Origin of the sequence: Enterovibrio norvegicus FF-33, from assembly GCF_000286835.2 — a bacterium.
GTDB classification, from domain to species: domain Bacteria; phylum Pseudomonadota; class Gammaproteobacteria; order Enterobacterales; family Vibrionaceae; genus Enterovibrio; species Enterovibrio norvegicus_A.
This window is the reverse complement of the sequence record NZ_AJYD02000038.1, coordinates 1,310,673-1,328,092: the sequence shown is the minus strand read 5'-3', so window position 1 is coordinate 1,328,092 and position 17,420 is coordinate 1,310,673. Positions and strand designations below refer to the sequence as shown.

At 45.8% G+C, this 17,420-nt stretch carries 13 protein-coding genes; 7 read left to right on the top strand and 6 right to left on the bottom strand.

Annotated features, from left to right (window positions below; translation table 11 throughout):
- Positions 1-11: 11 nt before the first annotated feature.
- Both A1OO_RS14110 and A1OO_RS14105 read right to left on the bottom strand, forming a co-directional pair.
- Complete coding sequence (locus tag A1OO_RS14110) at positions 12-1,517, bottom strand: AMP-binding protein (protein WP_017003395.1); 1,506 nt, start codon at positions 1,515-1,517, stop codon at positions 12-14.
- The gene (locus A1OO_RS14105; RefSeq protein ID WP_017003394.1) at positions 1,510-2,163 is read right to left on the bottom strand and encodes a thermostable hemolysin; all 654 of its coding nucleotides are present in this window, start codon (positions 2,161-2,163) and stop codon (positions 1,510-1,512) included. Before A1OO_RS14105 ends, A1OO_RS14110 begins: the two co-directional genes overlap by 8 nt.
- Positions 2,164-2,469: 306 nt before the next feature.
- Between A1OO_RS14105 and A1OO_RS14100 the strand changes: the two genes are divergently transcribed.
- Both A1OO_RS14100 and A1OO_RS14095 read left to right on the top strand, forming a co-directional pair.
- On the top strand, positions 2,470-3,390 hold the full coding sequence (locus A1OO_RS14100; RefSeq protein WP_017003393.1) for a M14 family metallopeptidase: 921 nt from the start codon (positions 2,470-2,472) through the stop codon (positions 3,388-3,390).
- 134 nt (positions 3,391-3,524) lie between these two features.
- Positions 3,525-3,926: a phosphate-starvation-inducible protein PsiE gene (locus A1OO_RS14095; protein WP_017003392.1), complete on the top strand. Its 402-nt coding sequence runs from the start codon at positions 3,525-3,527 to the stop codon at positions 3,924-3,926.
- A 100-nt stretch (positions 3,927-4,026) separates the two neighbouring features.
- Here A1OO_RS14095 and A1OO_RS14090 read toward each other — a convergent pair whose 3' ends face one another.
- Entirely contained in the window at positions 4,027-4,941 is a 915-nt protein-coding gene (locus A1OO_RS14090) for a DMT family transporter (protein WP_017003391.1), read from the bottom strand.
- Between the two features lie 291 nt (positions 4,942-5,232).
- On the opposite strand from A1OO_RS14090, the gene A1OO_RS14085 reads away from it, so the two are divergent.
- On the top strand, positions 5,233-6,144 hold the full coding sequence (locus tag A1OO_RS14085) for a LysR substrate-binding domain-containing protein (RefSeq protein ID WP_017003390.1): 912 nt from the start codon (positions 5,233-5,235) through the stop codon (positions 6,142-6,144).
- Between the two features lie 123 nt (positions 6,145-6,267).
- Here the strand turns inward: A1OO_RS14085 and A1OO_RS14080 are convergent, their stop codons facing one another.
- Both A1OO_RS14080 and A1OO_RS14075 read right to left on the bottom strand, forming a co-directional pair.
- Positions 6,268-7,704: a glutathione synthase gene (locus tag A1OO_RS14080; protein WP_017003389.1), complete on the bottom strand. Its 1,437-nt coding sequence runs from the start codon at positions 7,702-7,704 to the stop codon at positions 6,268-6,270.
- A 128-nt stretch (positions 7,705-7,832) separates the two neighbouring features.
- The gene (locus tag A1OO_RS14075; RefSeq protein WP_017003388.1) at positions 7,833-9,431 is read right to left on the bottom strand and encodes a methyl-accepting chemotaxis protein; all 1,599 of its coding nucleotides are present in this window, start codon (positions 9,429-9,431) and stop codon (positions 7,833-7,835) included.
- A 368-nt stretch (positions 9,432-9,799) separates the two neighbouring features.
- Between A1OO_RS14075 and A1OO_RS14070 the strand changes: the two genes are divergently transcribed.
- Both A1OO_RS14070 and A1OO_RS14065 read left to right on the top strand, forming a co-directional pair.
- Positions 9,800-10,258, top strand: coding sequence for a bacteriohemerythrin (locus A1OO_RS14070; RefSeq protein ID WP_016958531.1), 459 nt, complete (start codon positions 9,800-9,802; stop codon positions 10,256-10,258).
- Between the two features lie 867 nt (positions 10,259-11,125).
- Positions 11,126-14,437: a M64 family metallopeptidase gene (locus A1OO_RS14065; RefSeq protein ID WP_017003387.1), complete on the top strand. Its 3,312-nt coding sequence runs from the start codon at positions 11,126-11,128 to the stop codon at positions 14,435-14,437.
- Positions 14,438-15,160: 723 nt separating this feature from the next.
- Here A1OO_RS14065 and A1OO_RS14060 read toward each other — a convergent pair.
- Entirely contained in the window at positions 15,161-15,934 is a 774-nt protein-coding gene (locus A1OO_RS14060) for a phosphotransferase (RefSeq protein WP_016958529.1), read from the bottom strand.
- Positions 15,935-16,172: 238 nt separating this feature from the next.
- On the opposite strand from A1OO_RS14060, the gene A1OO_RS14055 reads away from it, so the two are divergent.
- Together A1OO_RS14055 and A1OO_RS14050 are read left to right on the top strand one after the other, a co-directional pair.
- Complete coding sequence (locus tag A1OO_RS14055; protein WP_016958528.1) at positions 16,173-16,421, top strand: hypothetical protein; 249 nt, start codon at positions 16,173-16,175, stop codon at positions 16,419-16,421.
- Between the two features lie 224 nt (positions 16,422-16,645).
- Positions 16,646-17,308, top strand: coding sequence for a class I SAM-dependent methyltransferase (locus A1OO_RS14050; protein WP_016958527.1), 663 nt, complete (start codon positions 16,646-16,648; stop codon positions 17,306-17,308).
- Positions 17,309-17,420 lie beyond the last annotated feature (112 nt).

Genomic DNA, 17,420 nt, shown 5'->3' with positions numbered 1-17,420 from the left:
TCCCTACGTATTCAAGTCAGTGAAATATCGGAGCAACTGGTCACGGAAAAATCCGCCACGCTCACGCATTGGTTATTTGGGATAAAACAAGAGAATTGTTGTGCAAACACATCACGACGCGGTCGACCATTCGCGGTCATTAAACTGTCCTGATGCTGAAAAGATTGGGTGAAAATAACGTGCCCGATGGCGGCATAATCCGGTAGGTGGCGATTAAGTTGTGCAATTTGGTTAAGCGTTTGTTCATGGTCATGACTTGCCACCACCGCAGACAACACGGCACAGCCATCGCCAAGCACCACCATTTGACGCAAATGTGGGTAAGCCAAGGCTTCTGCTTCAATCCATTCAGGGCTGACATTGCGTCCAAACGCGGTGATCAATACGTTCTTTTTGCGGCCTGAAACAAACAAGTAACCCTCTTCGTCGAGGTAGCCAAGATCCCCGGTATGAATGTCATCGTTTTGGCAATCTATCGCTTCATGGATATAGCCATTCATCGCCGCGCCTTGCACCACGATTTCACCGTCATCGGCAATACGGACTCGGCAATGTGACAGCGGTTTCCCCACGCTGCCTTGGCGGTGTGCGAATGGCGTATTGAGGCTGACCACCGAGCCACATTCAGATAGCCCATAACCTTCAAACACGGGCAGACCAAGCTGTTGCGCTTTGTGGTGCAAAGACGCCGGCACTTTCGCGCCACCGACGGCGATGAATGTTAAAGGCTGTGTAATGCTTGGCTGCACACTGGCAATTTCTGTCAAAGCCAACAGCAACATGGGCGTCACCACCATGCTCTCTGGTTGGTATTGTGCCAACGCCGCGCCGAAAATATCCGGTGAGAAGCCACTTGATCCGCGAAGCCCCACTTCGAATCCTTCTAACACCACCGTTTCAACACCCAGTGACAATGGCACGTAAATTCCCGTGATATTTTCAAGCAGTGTGGACAACGGCAACGCGACAAGGTGGCGAGACGGCATAGTTTGTGTGCTGACGGCTTGAACCAGAGATTGCGTCACCGCATCAATGGTTTGTGCGCTCAGTGCCACACCTTTTGGCGAACCGGTTGACCCCGAGGTGAACGTTATCTTTGCTATCGTATCGCTGCTCAATGTGTTGGCGGCAAGGCGCGAGTAGCAGGGTAATCCGGCCAGTTCACCTTGGGGTGAAATAGCCAGTGTCGACCAATCCCCCACCAACAAATCCACATCCGCTTCCGCAACGAGATGCGCAACTTGTTCACGAGAGAAAAACGTCGGCACGGGCACAACCGTCACCTGTGCCAGTAATGCAGCAAGATCAACCTTCGCCCAGGCAATGCCGTTCTCAGCAAGCAACGCGATACGTTTGGTCTTCCATTGTTTAAGCGTGTCACTCAAGGTTTCAATGTCGCGCCATAAGGTGCAGTAATCCACGTTACCAATCACACCAATGGCGTCACGGCCGACCAACGCCGTTTTGGTCGGCGTGGTCTGTGCAAAATGGCGGATGCGCGCTAACACATTAACCATGGGACACCCCCAGCCCTGTTTTGTACATGGCCGTATTTGAAGCCAAATGTGTGTTTGATGCTCTCAGGTCAATCTGCGAAAGCTGCTTAGCCCCTGCGACTAAGCTTCCCGCCGACACTTTAGGTTGTGTTTGGTAGTAGCTCCCCCACACAGATTCAGCGTTATCAATGCATGCTGAATCGGCATCTACCAGCGACACGGGCGCCAAGCCAAATCGTTTCATCATGGCTTGCAGTGGCCCCGTCGCGGTGAAGATACACCAGCTAAATCCTTGCTCAACCAGATAACGGGAAAGGTAGGTGAAATGCTGTAACGACACCCCGCGTGAAAATGAAGCGAGCTGACCAAATTCAATCAGCGCGCTGCGTTCAACACGCGCACCAAAATGCTGTGAGATAAGCTGTTCAGCCGGAAGATGCAAATACTGCTCAAGAAACAAGCGTTCGTTGTTTGCTGTGCGAAAGCCACACACCGATAAGATGTTCCCTTCTTCATCTAATGCGCAGAAGAAGTAAGGCATGAACTCAGTGATAGTGGCATCAAACGCGATGCGATAACGTTCGGCAATATAGTGCTCCACGTCCGCTCTCAATGAATGCGATTCTGTCACTATCTCGAAGGTGGCAAATATAGGCTTCTTTTCCATTCCGCTTCTTTCCTAGCTGTAAGCGATAATGAGAGCCTAATCAGTGAGTCTTAAGAATCACTTAAGGATGACTTAAAGATGAGAAATTATTTTTCAGCCAGATACTAACCCCATGAAGTATAAGCAGGAATAAATGTCACCATGACCTCTTGCCATTAATGATAAAATAGTTATCAATCAGCATGTGATGGCAATTGAATGCGCAAAAGAGTGTGCTACTCTCTCTTTCCAGAGAATTCTGACCCTGTCAGTCAACAAGCCGTTTAACCTAGAAAGCAACTCACCATCTCTCAATGAGGAATTATCATGATAGCATCCATCAATTTCCCTATCGGCACACCAGGGCAGCCTTGGGGAGATGAAGAAAAAGCGCAGTGGCTCAAAACCACCAGCATCAAGCGCAGCTACAAAGAGGATGTGATGACAAAAATCGAGGCGTTGAAAGACCGCTTCGACATCACGCAATACGGCGCATTGTCTTTTGATGAATCGCGTTACCCGCAGTTCGGTATTCGAAGCCGTAATTTTGACCAAAGCAAGCCAACAGTTCTGATCACGGGTGGCGTTCATGGTTACGAAACCAGCGGTGTGCATGGCGCGTTGCAGTTTCTTGATACCGAGGCACTGGCTTATACCGAGCACTTCAACCTGGTTGTTGCACCGTGTATCAGCCCTTGGGGTTATGAAACCATCAACCGTTGGAACCCAATTGCAGTTGATCCAAACCGTTCGTTCGTAGAAAACAGCCCATCGGAAGAGTCCGCCAATGTGATGGCGTGGGTAAAACGCTTAAGCGTTGAAGTCTTCACGCACATTGATTTGCATGAAACCACGGATACCGACGATTCTGAATTTCGTCCTGCACTGGCCGCTCGTGATGGCAAAGATTACGAAGAAGACACCGTGCCTGATGGATTCTATACCGTGGGAGACAGTGAAAACCCGAACACCGATTTCCAAACGGCGATCATTGATGAAGTGCGTAAAGTGACGCACATTGCGCCAGCTGACAACAAGGGCTTGATTATTGGTACACCTGTTGAGCAAGACGGTGTGATCAACTACCCAGTGAAATCATTGGGACTGTGCACTGGCTTTACAAATTGCCAGTACAGCACCACCACAGAAGTGTACCCAGACAGCGAGAAAGTCACCGACCAAGAGTGCAACGATGCACAAGTTGCAGCCATTCGCGGTGCATTGAATTATTTGATTGCACAACGCTAAACAATTCAAGATCTCGCGTTCTTCACCTACACACTCCCTCAGCACTGAGGGAGTGTGCTCTTGCTAATGATACAAACCCCACTCAAGTTATCTCGTTAGACTGACCTTATAACTAAGGACAGTTTGAGATTCCGATGCCTAAGCATAAGACGACAACCAAAGTCATACATAGTCTGGAAAATGTTGTATTGGTACTGATTGTCATCGCGACGATTTACGCCATAGGCGAAGAAATCTATCTCGTTATCGTGAATAGAACCGTATCAGTCGGAGATTTATTACTGCTCTTTATTTACCTCGAAGTACTGGCGATGGTTCACAGCTTCTTTGAATCCGGCAAAGTGCCAGTTCGTATGCCCCTTTACATCGGTATTGTTGCACTGGCGCGGTATCTTATTCTCGACATGAAAAACATGGACGATTGGCGAATCATGACCATTGCCGCTGCAACTCTGATCATGGCCATCACGGTGTTTGTGATTCGTATCGGCCATGTCAAATACCCCTACCCCAAAACACCCAACATCGAAGATTAGACAATAGCGTGAACTGAGCCAGTCACTTTCAGGTGGCACGCTCGTTTAGCCTGTTTCGTTCAATCTATTTCGATTCATCTGTTGGGTTTAGTCGGGGCGCTTAGCAAGGCTGGCGTGTAGCTTGTCGTTTTACCGCATCCAGAATACGTCTTGGCGTCAGTGAGCGATTCATCGCGTAGCCTGAGAATAATATCGCCGCAATGCCTAGCGCCATCAGCGGCGTGATTGCATTGTCATAAACCATGTAATCCACCATCACCGCAGCGACGGGATAAATATACCCCAGCACCGCCACCATCGAAATTTCGAGTTTTTGATAGGCGCTATACATGAATATGTACATGATGCATGTATGAATCAATGCTAAAGCCAACAGCCAAAACCAGTGATCGCCTGTCGTAGGAACTTGCTCCATGGGTGCAATAAAGAACAGGACAACACCACCTATAGCGAGCTGAACCACAGCAAGCATATGCGGTTTGATGTGTTTAAGCTGGCGCGTGATAAGCGTGGTAATGGCATAGAGAAACGCCGCTGATATCGAGAGTAGAACGCCAGTTGCTACCCCCCAGCCCGCATTTTCCGTTTCGAGTCCGACAATCAGCGTCACGCCGATAAATGCTAGCCCGATCCAGAGCCAATTATGCGCCGCAAACTTTTCGTTCAGAAACAGCGTCGCTAGCACCATCACAAAGATAGGCTGAACGTGATATGCCACCGTTGAAACCCCAATCGGCGCATATTCAAACGAGGCAAACAACAAGCACCAGTTAGCCACCAACGCAATGCCACCGAATGCGGTTAACGCCCAATCTTTGGCCGTTAATATACTGAAACGCAAATATCCCCGAAGCCCTGAATACACGCCAAGAAACATAAAACCAAACACACATCGGTAAAACACCACATTGAGCGCAGATTGCCCTGATTCAGTCACGAAGACACCTAACGTACCAGACACCACCATGGCAAAAATTAACTCATATTTTCCCCAGTTCTCTTTATTTACCGTCATCACATGTTCCTTATTTTCGTCTTTTCACTTCGCCGATAATCTGAATCTGAATCAGATTTCAGGCTACGAGGCTTCAGTTCAAAGGCGTGAGTATTCATGCGACAACCCTATCCTCAAGTCGATGGGCGCGATATTTATCAATTCTTAGGGGGCGTAAGCTGTGCTTAAGTCGCGTTACTTTCGCGGCATCTATAACAAGAAGTCAAATGCGCAAATGGGAAGATAGATACGGTAATAGGCGATAAATGCTAAGGTAGACAGCATCAAAGGACTGATGAACGAAGGCTAACCATGAATCATGAAATTCCACCAATGAACGCCTTGGTATCATTTGATGCTGTCATCAAAACTGGGACGATCGCAGCTGCAGCCCAAATGCTGTATGTGACGCCCTCAGCGGTCAGCCAGCGAATAAAACAACTCGAAGCATGGTTCAAAGCACCGCTGTTTTTCCGCCATCAAGGCAAGTTGGTATTAACCGAAATGGGCAAACAGTTGGCAGAAACCAGCACCAGCGCATTTGACCAATTGCTGTCTGCAACGCACCACTTACGATCAAGCGCGGCCAGCAGCGAGATTTCAGTCAGTGCCCTATCGTCATTTGCATATCTTCGCCTGATGGATGCACTGCCTCAGTTTTATGCGTCCTATCCCGATTTAAGCATTCATCTCGAAACCGACAATACAAAAGTCGATTTTCGTTCTCACTCACTCGACCTTGCCATTCGCTATACCTACAACCCCAGCCAAGAAGGCCTCACGTTCGATAAAATCGCCGATGAAACCGTCTTTCCCTGTGCAAGCCCAGCCCTTATTGAACAGCTAGGCACTAACGACTTAAAAACCTTGATTGAACAATCTGCGATGATCGTGGATGTCAGCCCACAACTGGTGAACGTGACCCCAGGCTGGCAACAATGGCTAGGAGCACACAGCACAGAGGTTAGCGATAACTGCCGTCAACTTCGTTTCAATGAATATCAATTCGCGATGAAAACGGCGATTGCAGGCCAAGGCGTTATTCTAGCGAGAAGTGTATTGAGCAAAGCGGAAATTGAACGAGGCGAATTAGTTCGGCTATCTGACAAAGCCTTACCGTCGGCATCAAGCTACTATCTTGTTTCAAGAAAAGACGTGCCTTTAAAGCCGCCTGCGCGTGAGTTTTCAAAATGGTTTTTGGCGACGTTTTCCGAGAAAAATTAGTCGATGACAGGTTGTTTACGAGTCAGTTATTCGCAAAAATTCCCTCAATCGCCAAGACCGAGGGCAGAAAATATCGTTTCAACGTGCTCAAAAATCACCAAAATCAGAGGGTTTTCGAGATCGCTAAGCTTTGAATGCCAATGAATCCAACGCGCCCATGCCACTGTGAACGCCGCCTTCAGAGACTTGAGATGACTTGCTGCGAATGAGATACCCCGCGTAGCCGCCGTTTTCCAATGCCGGCTCACCATCAATATGAACCGTGAACAGTCCAATTTCGCTGATCAAATCGTCAATCACGTAAATCTCGCCTTTTCGCACCACATACGCGGCTTGCGAACGAGGAAGAGGAAGCAGCCTGCGCATCAACGCCCACGCTTCGTATTCATTAGGATCTAACGCCTTTAGCTTGGTATAAATGTCATCGCCAAACACACAGTGACCCCCGCCTTCTCCCTGATTTTTCAACACCCACTCATCCAAGGGGCGTTGTTTCACCCATTCAGCGCTTTGCGCGTCCACCGCGATCATATCGCCCAACAAATGCTTCACTTCATTCGCTTCCGATTCGCTCAAACCAAAACGCGTTAATGACTCTGCACTTTGGGAAGAAAGCAGCATTTGTATACGCTTGCTGGTCGCCAACTGCTGGCTCACCGTCGCATTCACCGCCACGCGATGTTTTTCAATCATGACGCGAGTTTGCGTAAGCGCCTCACAACATGCGCGATCAATAATGTCGTGTGCCACATAATCCGAGAACTGGTAACCCGCGCGCAGATAAACCGTGTCAATTGCCCCAATACCATCTAGCAAAAGACGCTGGTTCTCGCCCGTTGAAAGCCCATCATACAGTTCACGAAAAGTACGACGCACCGTTCGAATACCTTTGTCTTGCAGTGCGTGTTCCAACAAGTGTTGGTCATACACATTGTCTTCGCGCTCTTGCACCACCATTAGAAATGTTGGTGTCCCTGCATCTGAAAATTCCTGTTTGATCTTCCATGTCGCCGCAGCAATGCCTGCCGCCAAACCTTGCAACGCGGAATTGCTAACGGGTCGTCCGACTTCATCACCCGACCATTCCGTATAGGGTGCTGGCCATTGTTTTGCCAAATAACAGTGCAATTCATGAATGCGCTGACCGAACGGTCCCATACCCGCCGCGATGCCATTAAATTCAACCAGTTTTGGACCAAGCTGTGCATCGTCCATGAAATCACTGCGCATCAGCAGCATAGGCAAACATGATTGAGGCCCGTCACTGCAATGAATATCGTCTGCCATTTTGAGTAGAGTCTTGAAAAACACATTGCCTGCCGTGATAGGCGCGATGGCTTCATGCAAATAATCATGATCTTGCGATACGGCATGTACCAATTTACCCAGCAGATGGACCGATGACTTAAGCCGTTCAAAACGCGTCTGCTCAATTACCGTTGGCGTTAAGGCAAATGCAGGGTGCCTTGCGGAATCTAGGGTTTGCTTCAACGCCATGCCATGGGTTAATGCCCACTCCACCGCTTCGTTTTTTGCTTTTTCTGTGTTTTTGTACGCCATGGTGGCACTACCTCATCGCAAAATTGAACTACACGAGCCCATTCAATTTAAGTGCAATTTTGCTTGGTGTTGATGACTCTTTCACGCGAATCCTAGGGATTAATGATATAGCCAAAGACTTTACCAGGCTAAATTTGGAATTGATCTGTCAGCTTGGTCAACGCCGTTGATTGGGTACTTAGCTCACCACTGACATCGTTGGTTGTACTGATGGCTGCCGTGAGTAATTGGCTGCCTCGTTTCAGATCTCGGCGACGCTCAGTGAGTTGCTCAATTTCCCTATGCTGCGAAGATAGCGCAACCTCCACTTCCGTACTGCGATGCTCTAACCCATCAAAGGTACGGTTCATTTCACCCAAATACAGTTGTAACTGAACACTGGCTTTTTGGTTATCTTCACTGGCTTGCTTAGAATCATTAAGCAACGAGGTGGCTGCATCCACTCGAGCAAGCAGATCATTGATCCAAGTGCGAATATCGCCGGTTGATTCAGAAGTACGCAGTGAAAGGCTACGAACCTCATCAGCAACCACAGCAAAACCACGTCCATACTCCCCTGCTCGCGCCGCTTCAATTGCGGCATTCAAGGCCAGCAGATTAGTTTGCTGAGCAATGCTTTCAATGACATCCATCACACTGGCTATTTGCTCACTGGTTTGTTTCAAGCTCGCCATCGTCACCTCCACTTTTTCCACCGTGCTGACGCTGTAAGCAATGGATTGTTCAGTCGCCGTCATTTGCGTTTGAAGTTCGCCGTTGTCATGCGCCAACTTACTGATGCATTCGCGAGTATCTTTCATAGCAGAAGCAATCTCCGCGGTTGCCATTTCCATGACGGTTAATGAATGTGCGACCTCTGTGATCTGTGAGCGTGTATCTTCATTGATGTCAGAAACCTTGCGACTTTGGTTCCCCAGCGTATCCGACTGTTGATCCAATTCTCCCGTGCGAGTCTGAATGTGATTAACAAACTGGTTGAACTTCTCAAGTAAATTATTAGTGGCACGCGCAACTGCCGAGACTTCATCATGATAATGGTCGTCGATGCGCACAGAGAGATCGGACTCAGTATCAATATTCGTTAGCGCAGTAGAAATGTTATTCAGTCTAATAATCACGGTTTTCCGAAGCCATAACATCAGCACCATCGCCATGAGCAATGCGACACCACCACCGATATAGATAACGTTAGCCTGCTGATTCAAAAAGCCTATCAGCCCATTCGCAGTATATTGCGCGTGGGCTTGGCGTTCAGTGAGTTTTTCATTAATCGCCAGAAGGATAGGATCAATGGTTGAATACATATCAAAATCCACCAGCCTTCCAGCATCGTAAAAACTCTGATTGGCTATCGCATCACCAAGCTTTTCTACATAAACATCCAGATTTTGCTTCTGTTCAACATGTTCATCGCGCCACGCACTTAGGGAAGGATACCGAGACAACGCCTGCCAACTCTGCTCGTAGTTATCTTTGAACGCGTCAAACTGAGGAGTGACTTCATTCCAGAACAAAAGCTGCGCTTTAATTTTCTGCGACAGCGTCAGTAAGGTGCGATGGTCGCGCTCAAACGCCATTAGCGCCCACACTTCGGGTAATTGCTCGTTCACATATTCCGAATACGCATCAGCAGAACGTGATGATATCCAAAGAGCCAGACTGCCAAGCCCAATGGTTGACGCGATAAAGAGGGTAAAGGCGATCAGCAGCCGCTGACGTACAGTCATGTTTGTTTCCTACCAACTACTCAAATTAAGATTGGGCAACGGTAGTATTCGAGTGTTTCACTTAAGTTACATAATAATCAGTAACGTAGAATTGGCGTATTGAATGCGGCTCACATCACTCTGGGATTTCTTTCCCTGTGTCATTCCCGCTGTCAAAAATCACCTCTGCCTGATGAATACGCGTGTGGCTCACCATGACTTATCAATAGAAGGTCACGCATCAATGGGTTGGAAACAGCGATTGACTAAATCCTTGCTGATCACTCATTTATTACTGACGAATAAATTAAACTTACTATTCATGAGGTCTATCGTTTCGCTCAAATTTGAACTGCCTTACACTGGTTTAATTGGGTTAAGGGAATGATATGACGACAAAATTTATTGCTTGGGGAAAGATTTTCGAGTCAGGCGTGAAAAGCATTGATGACGAGCACAAGATGCTGTTCGATATTGCCAATCGCTTCTACGACAACATTCGTCGGGGTGACGATGATCAGGTAATTTTTGAAACGCTGAATAAATTAATTCGTTATGCAGAAACGCATTTCCGCCGTGAAGAAAAACTGCTTGAAGAAGTGGGTTATCCTGAGGATAAAATCCTGCGTCATAAAGCGCACCACCACAAGTTGATTACTCAAATTTTTGACGTCTACGAAGCCCAATATGAAATCACCGAAAATCGCCTCGTCGACCAGCCCGGAAAAGTAAAAACATTCCTAACCGAATGGTTGATCATGCATATCCTGACCGAAGACCGTGACTACTTCCGCCACATTGAAGAACAGGCAGCCATTCAGTTTGAAGCGGAAGACGTTAGCCAGTAGCCAGTAGCACGGCTTCGGTAAAACCCAAATAAAGGCTTCACCGGAAGCACAGGAGCAAAAATCCGCGTGTGATTGCACTTGGATAGCCAATTGAAATACCCGACACTCTTAACTATCACTTGTTCAGCAATGAACGCCATCATCTAATACTTCCCTGTTTAGCGGTTACTTCACGAGAAATAAATTTTCCTTATTCGACCCTATTTAATTAATAAATTAAAACTGACCAATCAGAAGCGTTATTTATCACTCCAGCCACCAGCCTATATTAATTCATCGAAAGCCTTTTAGATTTGGTTTATCTGAAACAACTAATCATCCAGACACCGATACAATAAATATACCACCACCTTTAAATAGGCCCTGCGCCGCCATAATCACGATAAATATAAAGAACCTTTATTATTGATAATTTACATGCACGCAAGAGACAAAATGCGAATTTCACATGAAAAATTTCAATCACTACGCTCACGGCTTGTCATCAGGCACTTACAACACAAATGCATTATAAAACCTACAAAATGCACAATAAAGCATGCACCCATGAAACATAATGAAATAAATATTTAATTAAAACTTACCTAAATATTATTTTCATTATCATGATGAAATAACTATCTATAATTTTTTTATTTAAAAATCAACATTTTAACATAAGAACCACTACTATTAATGACTTCGAAAATAGGTTAAATACATAACCTTCTCATCTATTAATGATTTTCATCCTATTGATTAAGCATTTGATTTGATGCGAGCTAACACTTTCGCCAATGATACAAAAGGCCAAACGGATCGAATCTATAATTGGCTTTTTACGAGCGTATAACGTTGTTTATCGAACTGTATTATTAACAGGAGTAAATGTTGAAAAAATCGGCATTGATGATATTGGCATGCTTAATGACCAATTATCATAGCGCAGCACTAGCTGGCATGGATGAAATACTTAGCAATAAAGATGACGTTGCGTTTAACTACCCCATAGGTCAACTGGTTTTAAAAATTCAGGCGTTTATTGACAGCGATGGTGTCATTGATTTCTCAGGTGACGCTCTCAGCGGCCTAGTCGGAAATGATTACAATGAACGTACACTTCCCTTCTATAAAGCTTTTCTTCTCAACAATAAGAACATCAATCTAAACGACATCACCCAACTCGACACCATTATAGAAGATGCAAATAGCTTCCATCAACATGTCGATACACTTACTGGTCTTGAAGGTGCTGCCTATCGTTTCGGTTTACTTAACTTCAATAAAGCCATTAACACTGCGATTCTAAATAACCATAGCGTCATCATTGAGCAACTAGAGACAAGTACAGCAAACAGTGATTATCTCTCTCTTGCGGCTCTCGTTTCCCCAGTACAACAGCTAACATTGGCGCAGGCCATTATTAACCACAACCAAGATGCGCGCACAATTCTAGGGCCACAGAATCAGGTTTATGTTGATTCATACACCTCACAAATGAACAACATCATGGGTTATTATTCCGCCAATCTTTTGTCATCATCTGACGGCATTAGCTTTGGACACATTAAACCAGAGCTAGCACCGAACAGTGATTCAAGAGTATTTGTAATCCGGGATGATATTTACACTTTCTGGAATAATGTCCACCCACTTTCCGACGTACTGCTCAATGCTATTGGTTTATATTCGGGCCAATCAGCCAGTTACACTCTCACACAACGTGAAGCCGTGGACGAGCGCCTCACTGCCTACGTGGCAAACAATGACGTCAACTTTTCTTTCGTCAATGAGCCATTGAATGTCAGTCGGCATCACGCTTACTACGCACAGATTGAAAAGAACAACCCACAACCATGTACCGAAATAGAAACGTTTATAAAGGAAGGTGGTGATCTTTACGTCTATCACGATATTGCCGATTTTGTTGACAGCGATTATTCTGCTTTTGAGGGTACCTGCTTACCTAGACTGGTCGCTCAGTATTACGACATCAACCTCAGTACTCGCCGTGATACCTACTCGCGTTTTCACACCATTAATACTATTACCGCCCCATACACCTTCACCACGGTGTCAGGCGTAGCACCCACCATAGACTACCCAGCATTAGGCAACAATTATGATGGAGAGGTTTATGACCCAAGCGTTATGTATCAAGAGAAACACGCCCCGATCATGACGTTTGTCGAACTGTTGATTTCTGCCAATATCAATAGCGAATTACTTGCTCATAGAGACTTATTAATTCAAGCGTTTGATGAGGAGAATCCAGAGAAATATTACCTTGCGCTAATCGGTGTCAATCGAATTCTGGGTGGCATTAACTACCAAGATCCAAGCTTGGTTCGTGACGGAAACCAGATACTCTTATCAGAAAATGTCATTAGCTATCCGCTGTATGAATACAGCCTTGACGGCGGCTTAACCTACCAGCCGATGACGGAAAACAAAATCCGCATCTTCAATCAAACCTATCGCGCAGGCGACATCCGGATCAAAATCAAATCCGATTATGTTGCGCTACTGGGCTACGGTGAAGGCGAAGTGTTTTTTGCCGAACAGATTGACTACGACCCAAGCATTCGTCCGGTTATCGATTTTGATAAACCGGTATATACCTCTGCTGATGGCGACCACAAATTGTACACAGGTCGCACTGACGGAAAAGGCTGGGATTTGGTGATCACGGGGGATGGATACCTTGAACGTGACCGTGCATTATTTGATATACATGTCAAAAATGCGATTGAAGCTTTTTTGAGTTATGAAAACCTTGTACCTCACATCGCGATGTACAACATCCATTCCGTTTTCGTGGCTTCCAATGATCGCGGTGCTGATTGGTCGATTGAACAAGGTTGTGACCCTATCACCTACGACAATTGCCTGGTTGCGGAAAACACCCCAAGCCCTGCTATTGAACATAAAAATAACAAAGATACGGCATTCGATGCAGGTTTTTATAACGGTGGGACGTTCTCAGAGGCACGCGCTTTATCGGTCGATAATTATCGAGTGCGCGGCACCATAGCTAAGGTCGTACCGCATTATGATATGTCGATGGTAATGGTCAATACCAATGTATATGGTGGCCTTGGCGGTATGGTACCCACGTCTAATAAAATGAATCCACATGTATTTGTTCACGAGCTTGGCCATTCATTTGGCGATCTACATGATGAATATACTTACGGTGGAATACGCGACCCGAATTTTTGTGACAGCAATGTGTGCGCTGATTTCAACAAAGTTCCTTGGCGTCACTTCCTGCCTGACAACACCACATTGGATAATGTGTGTAAATCAACCTCTGCTGGTTGCCCTGCTGGTACAACAGGTTGGTATGAAGGTGGGTTAAATCAGGCAAAAGACATGTGGCGTTCAACCGACATCTCAATCATGAAAGAGAACGGTTATCCGTTTTATGCTTATAACGCCGAGCGCTGGGCCAATCGCTTATACGCCAAAACGGGTTATTTCTCTGTCATTGCTCCAAAGCATGCCGCGTTAAACCAGCGATTCATGACGCTACATTATACAGACCAAGCCGAGCAGGTTTTCGCCTTCAATCCATCCGTAGAATTCTATGATGAAGACGGTAGTGAAAAACGTGTACAGTCGTTCAAGTGGTACATCAACGGTGTTCACCAGCAAGCATTGGATAACGCCAAAGAAATCCGATACGGCGAGCATGAATTTAGTGCATATACCGTCAAACTTATCGCTAAGGATGAAACTGGCATCATCGTAAAAGAAGAAGGCACGGTATCGGCGTTTGAATGGAGCGTTGAAAACAACAGTGCATTCAGCGACAACGATGTTCAAGCTACCGCTTCAAATACGACTCAATTGCGTGCCGAGATCGTGATTGATCGTGATGGTATACGTGTTGAGAAAGTGATACCGCTTGAAAAAGAAGCCTCACTCAACACCTGTTCCCCTCAGACATTCAAAGGGCAAACCTTGCAGTTAGTCAATGATGAAGACACATTGACCTTCTGCGCCTATAACGTCGGATACAGTCATAAGCATTCTGTTTTGATTGCAGGTGGTCATGAGCCTGAAAACGAAACTTACCGTTTTGACGTGGTATTAACAGAAGAGATGGCAGGCCAAACTTATCGCTTAGAGAGTCATTCACCACGACACAGAGCAACGACAGTTTCTCCAATCACTGTTGACTTCAGTCAATACTAAACCAACGTAAAATCAAAAATAGGTAGCTTTGGCTACCTATTTTTTTGCTGACACATTAACCATACCCGTCACCGAGGAGCAAGAATCATCTGAGGGTAAGCTTATTTAGCATACATCACAAGCACTGAAATAGAATACAATCAACACATACGAATACTAACCTTCTATTATTTTATTACTGCACCTTTCACACACTAAATGGCGTTCAAACTCATCCATATAAGCCAAAAATTCGCCTAATTCCCAGCCTTTAATTACACCTACGATAAACTCTTTTAATTTACGATTTTTCGTATTTCTAAATTCACTTGGCTTTCTCACCAATACGATGATGTGATGTGGTGTGATGCGTTTCCGTATCACACTTTGAACAACTGTGAACTTATATTTTATGAGGCGGCACCACTAAACCAATGAATAATAACAATTTATTAAGTGATTAAATATCGAAAAAAAAAGATAACCCCTTATTTAGTAAAAATTAATTGCACGTATTTGTTTACTTATATCTAATTTAGGTCAATTTTTCATCGTTTAAAATATAGGTTTATAGAAACCCCTAAAATATCACTTCCATCAGTATGTATTGGCTTTTTATCTGCTTAACTTATCAACAGGTTAAAAGTCAGGCGCAGATTAAACAATGAGGATTCTCTTATTCCGAGCAGAGAATAAACCTAACTCATTTTGGGGCATAAACACCACAGACCTCTGCTTGCTCCCTCACGCCAACAACCTCGCCGTTATCGTCTCTTGGTTGCGCTTTAAATAATCAATGTCTGCCAAATAGCTCAGGTGATGCCCATCTTCTATGTTGGCTTTGAACTGCGCATTGCCTGCGTTGGCTTCATCATGCATAAACCGCACTAAGGTAGTTAAACGCGCCACCATGGTATCCACCAACACGGTACGATCTTGCTTTGTCGCGCCATAGGCATCGCAAAATTGCTTGGCGCGTTCACTTTGCTCTATCAGCGTACCCAATGCGTCGATCTTGTCGGTTTTGAACGGAGCCCAGCAATACACGGCATAGGCGATATCCCACACTCGCGGGGCGGGATGGGCGGTGTCAAAATCAAACACACCAACCACTGTTTTGCCATTCAACGCCACGTTGTAAGGCGAATAGTCGCCATGGCAAATCACTTCCTGCGGTTGTCGCGCGGGTAGCATCCATGTCAATGAATCGGTGTGGTGTTTAGAGAGAAACGATGTTGAAGCATCATGCAGCTTTCTTAACAATTTGGCCGCCGTTATCAGCGCCGTTTCACTGGCAATCGCACCCGTTAAGGGGTAATTGTACGCATCGCCTTTCACGTAACTGAGTAGCTCGGTGTCACCTTCTACGCCTAAGCATGTCGGGCATTCCGTTAAGCCTTGCGCGTGATAGTGATTCAGTAAAAGATGAACGGTAGAAGACCACGCATTCAACGGGCGTACCACGATATCCCCACGCTTATAGATAACACCTTCACGACCGCCAACCAGTTCTTCCATGAATCATAATTCCTCGAAAATAAATGTGGGTATTGTCGCCGTCCAACACATGAATGCATTAATCAGCCCCCAGATTTTCGAGCGAACATCAACAAATGCTCTGACATATCCCCCATGCGAAGGCGGTTGATGACGCAGTCAAGCGCTTGCCGATAGCGCTGTACATTGCCAAATCGTGTGATGACGTGAAATAATCTGCGCAGTTAAATTCTTCAAGCGCACAATGAGTGTTGAACAAATGAATAACGAACTTGATATCATCGACAACCTGCAAGAGTTGGAAACCTTTCTTATCGCAATTGAAAGCGGCGGGTTTGGATTAAAAGGCGTTGCGGGCGTTGCCCTTGCAACCAACAACTCAGATGGCCGCCCATTTGTCGCGGTTCTAGACGACAATCACCAGTTGATCCTTGCTCGCAGTGTCACGCAGGAAGTTTTTGAGACTGGTAAAGATTTGGTTCGCAACGGCCCAAGTAAAACGCACTGATTCGACACAGCGAATATTTCGCCAGCAGACAATGTAAACTGCATTCAACAAAGAGCGCCTGATCTCAGGCGCTCTTTTTGTCTCTGTGCCTCGCATTACCACCGACAACCTGTTTAATACCTTGTGTAACCCCCAGTTTGCTTTAACCTGATAACTCAATTGTTTCGTCATCTATAGACCGATATTTGGCAGAGCTTCGTCTCGTTACTCGGCCAGGAAAGACTATGACGATCATCACTCCCCCTCTTCGTGTTCGCTATCAAACCATTGAGATTGGCAACAACGATATCCATCTATGCACTCTGCGTGACAAGCAGCAGTTTAGTGACCCTTGTGACATCGCCAAAAACCTTGGGATTTCTTCTGCTTCTTGGCCAATTTTTGGCGTGGTATGGCCATCGAGTTTAGTTCTCGCCAACCATATGTTGAGTTTTGATACCGAGGGGAAGCGAATTCTCGAAATGGGTTGCGGCATTGCGTTGTCGAGCTTGTTACTCAACGAGCAAGATGCAGATATTACCGCGACAGATCATCACCCTGAAGTCGAAGGTTTTCTTGATAGAAACACCCAACTGAATAACGGCAATCATATTACTTATGAACGTGCCGATTGGGCGGATGATACGAGTAAACTGGGTTTATTTGATCTGATCATTGGTAGCGATTTGCTCTATGAAGATCAGCATGTCGACTTGCTTGCGTATTTCATTCAAAACCACGCCAACGACAACTGCGAAGTGATTATTGTTGACCCAGGCAGAGGACGCAAAAACAAACTGAGCACCAAGATGCTCGAATACGGTTTCACCAGTAGCCATACCAAACCAGACAACACTGACTATCTCGATAAGATTTTCAAAGGTCATATCCTACGGTTCTTGCGTTAAACCTCACGTGAAGCTTGTCGTTCGATTTGTTGGCAAGGCTTTAACGAGGCATTGCGCCCATCACCCCGCTGCTAGCGGGACAAGTCATTACCCTTTTTGATTGGCTTTCTTG

What these genes read in the sequence shown, in the direction of transcription:
- A1OO_RS14110 (WP_017003395.1), bottom strand. Translation starts at nt 1,517, where the DNA reads ATGGTTAATGTGTTAGCGCGCATCCGCCATTTTGCACAGACCACGCCG.
- A1OO_RS14105 (WP_017003394.1), bottom strand. Translation starts at nt 2,163, where the DNA reads ATGGAAAAGAAGCCTATATTTGCCACCTTCGAGATAGTGACAGAATCG.
- A1OO_RS14100 (WP_017003393.1), top strand. Translation starts at nt 2,470, where the DNA reads ATGATAGCATCCATCAATTTCCCTATCGGCACACCAGGGCAGCCTTGG.
- A1OO_RS14095 (WP_017003392.1), top strand. Translation starts at nt 3,525, where the DNA reads ATGCCTAAGCATAAGACGACAACCAAAGTCATACATAGTCTGGAAAAT.
- A1OO_RS14090 (WP_017003391.1), bottom strand. Translation starts at nt 4,941, where the DNA reads ATGACGGTAAATAAAGAGAACTGGGGAAAATATGAGTTAATTTTTGCC.
- A1OO_RS14085 (WP_017003390.1), top strand. Translation starts at nt 5,233, where the DNA reads ATGAATCATGAAATTCCACCAATGAACGCCTTGGTATCATTTGATGCT.
- A1OO_RS14080 (WP_017003389.1), bottom strand. Translation starts at nt 7,704, where the DNA reads ATGGCGTACAAAAACACAGAAAAAGCAAAAAACGAAGCGGTGGAGTGG.
- A1OO_RS14075 (WP_017003388.1), bottom strand. Translation starts at nt 9,431, where the DNA reads ATGACTGTACGTCAGCGGCTGCTGATCGCCTTTACCCTCTTTATCGCG.
- A1OO_RS14070 (WP_016958531.1), top strand. Translation starts at nt 9,800, where the DNA reads ATGACGACAAAATTTATTGCTTGGGGAAAGATTTTCGAGTCAGGCGTG.
- A1OO_RS14065 (WP_017003387.1), top strand. Translation starts at nt 11,126, where the DNA reads ATGTTGAAAAAATCGGCATTGATGATATTGGCATGCTTAATGACCAAT.
- A1OO_RS14060 (WP_016958529.1), bottom strand. Translation starts at nt 15,934, where the DNA reads ATGGAAGAACTGGTTGGCGGTCGTGAAGGTGTTATCTATAAGCGTGGG.
- A1OO_RS14055 (WP_016958528.1), top strand. Translation starts at nt 16,173, where the DNA reads ATGAATAACGAACTTGATATCATCGACAACCTGCAAGAGTTGGAAACC.
- A1OO_RS14050 (WP_016958527.1), top strand. Translation starts at nt 16,646, where the DNA reads ATGACGATCATCACTCCCCCTCTTCGTGTTCGCTATCAAACCATTGAG.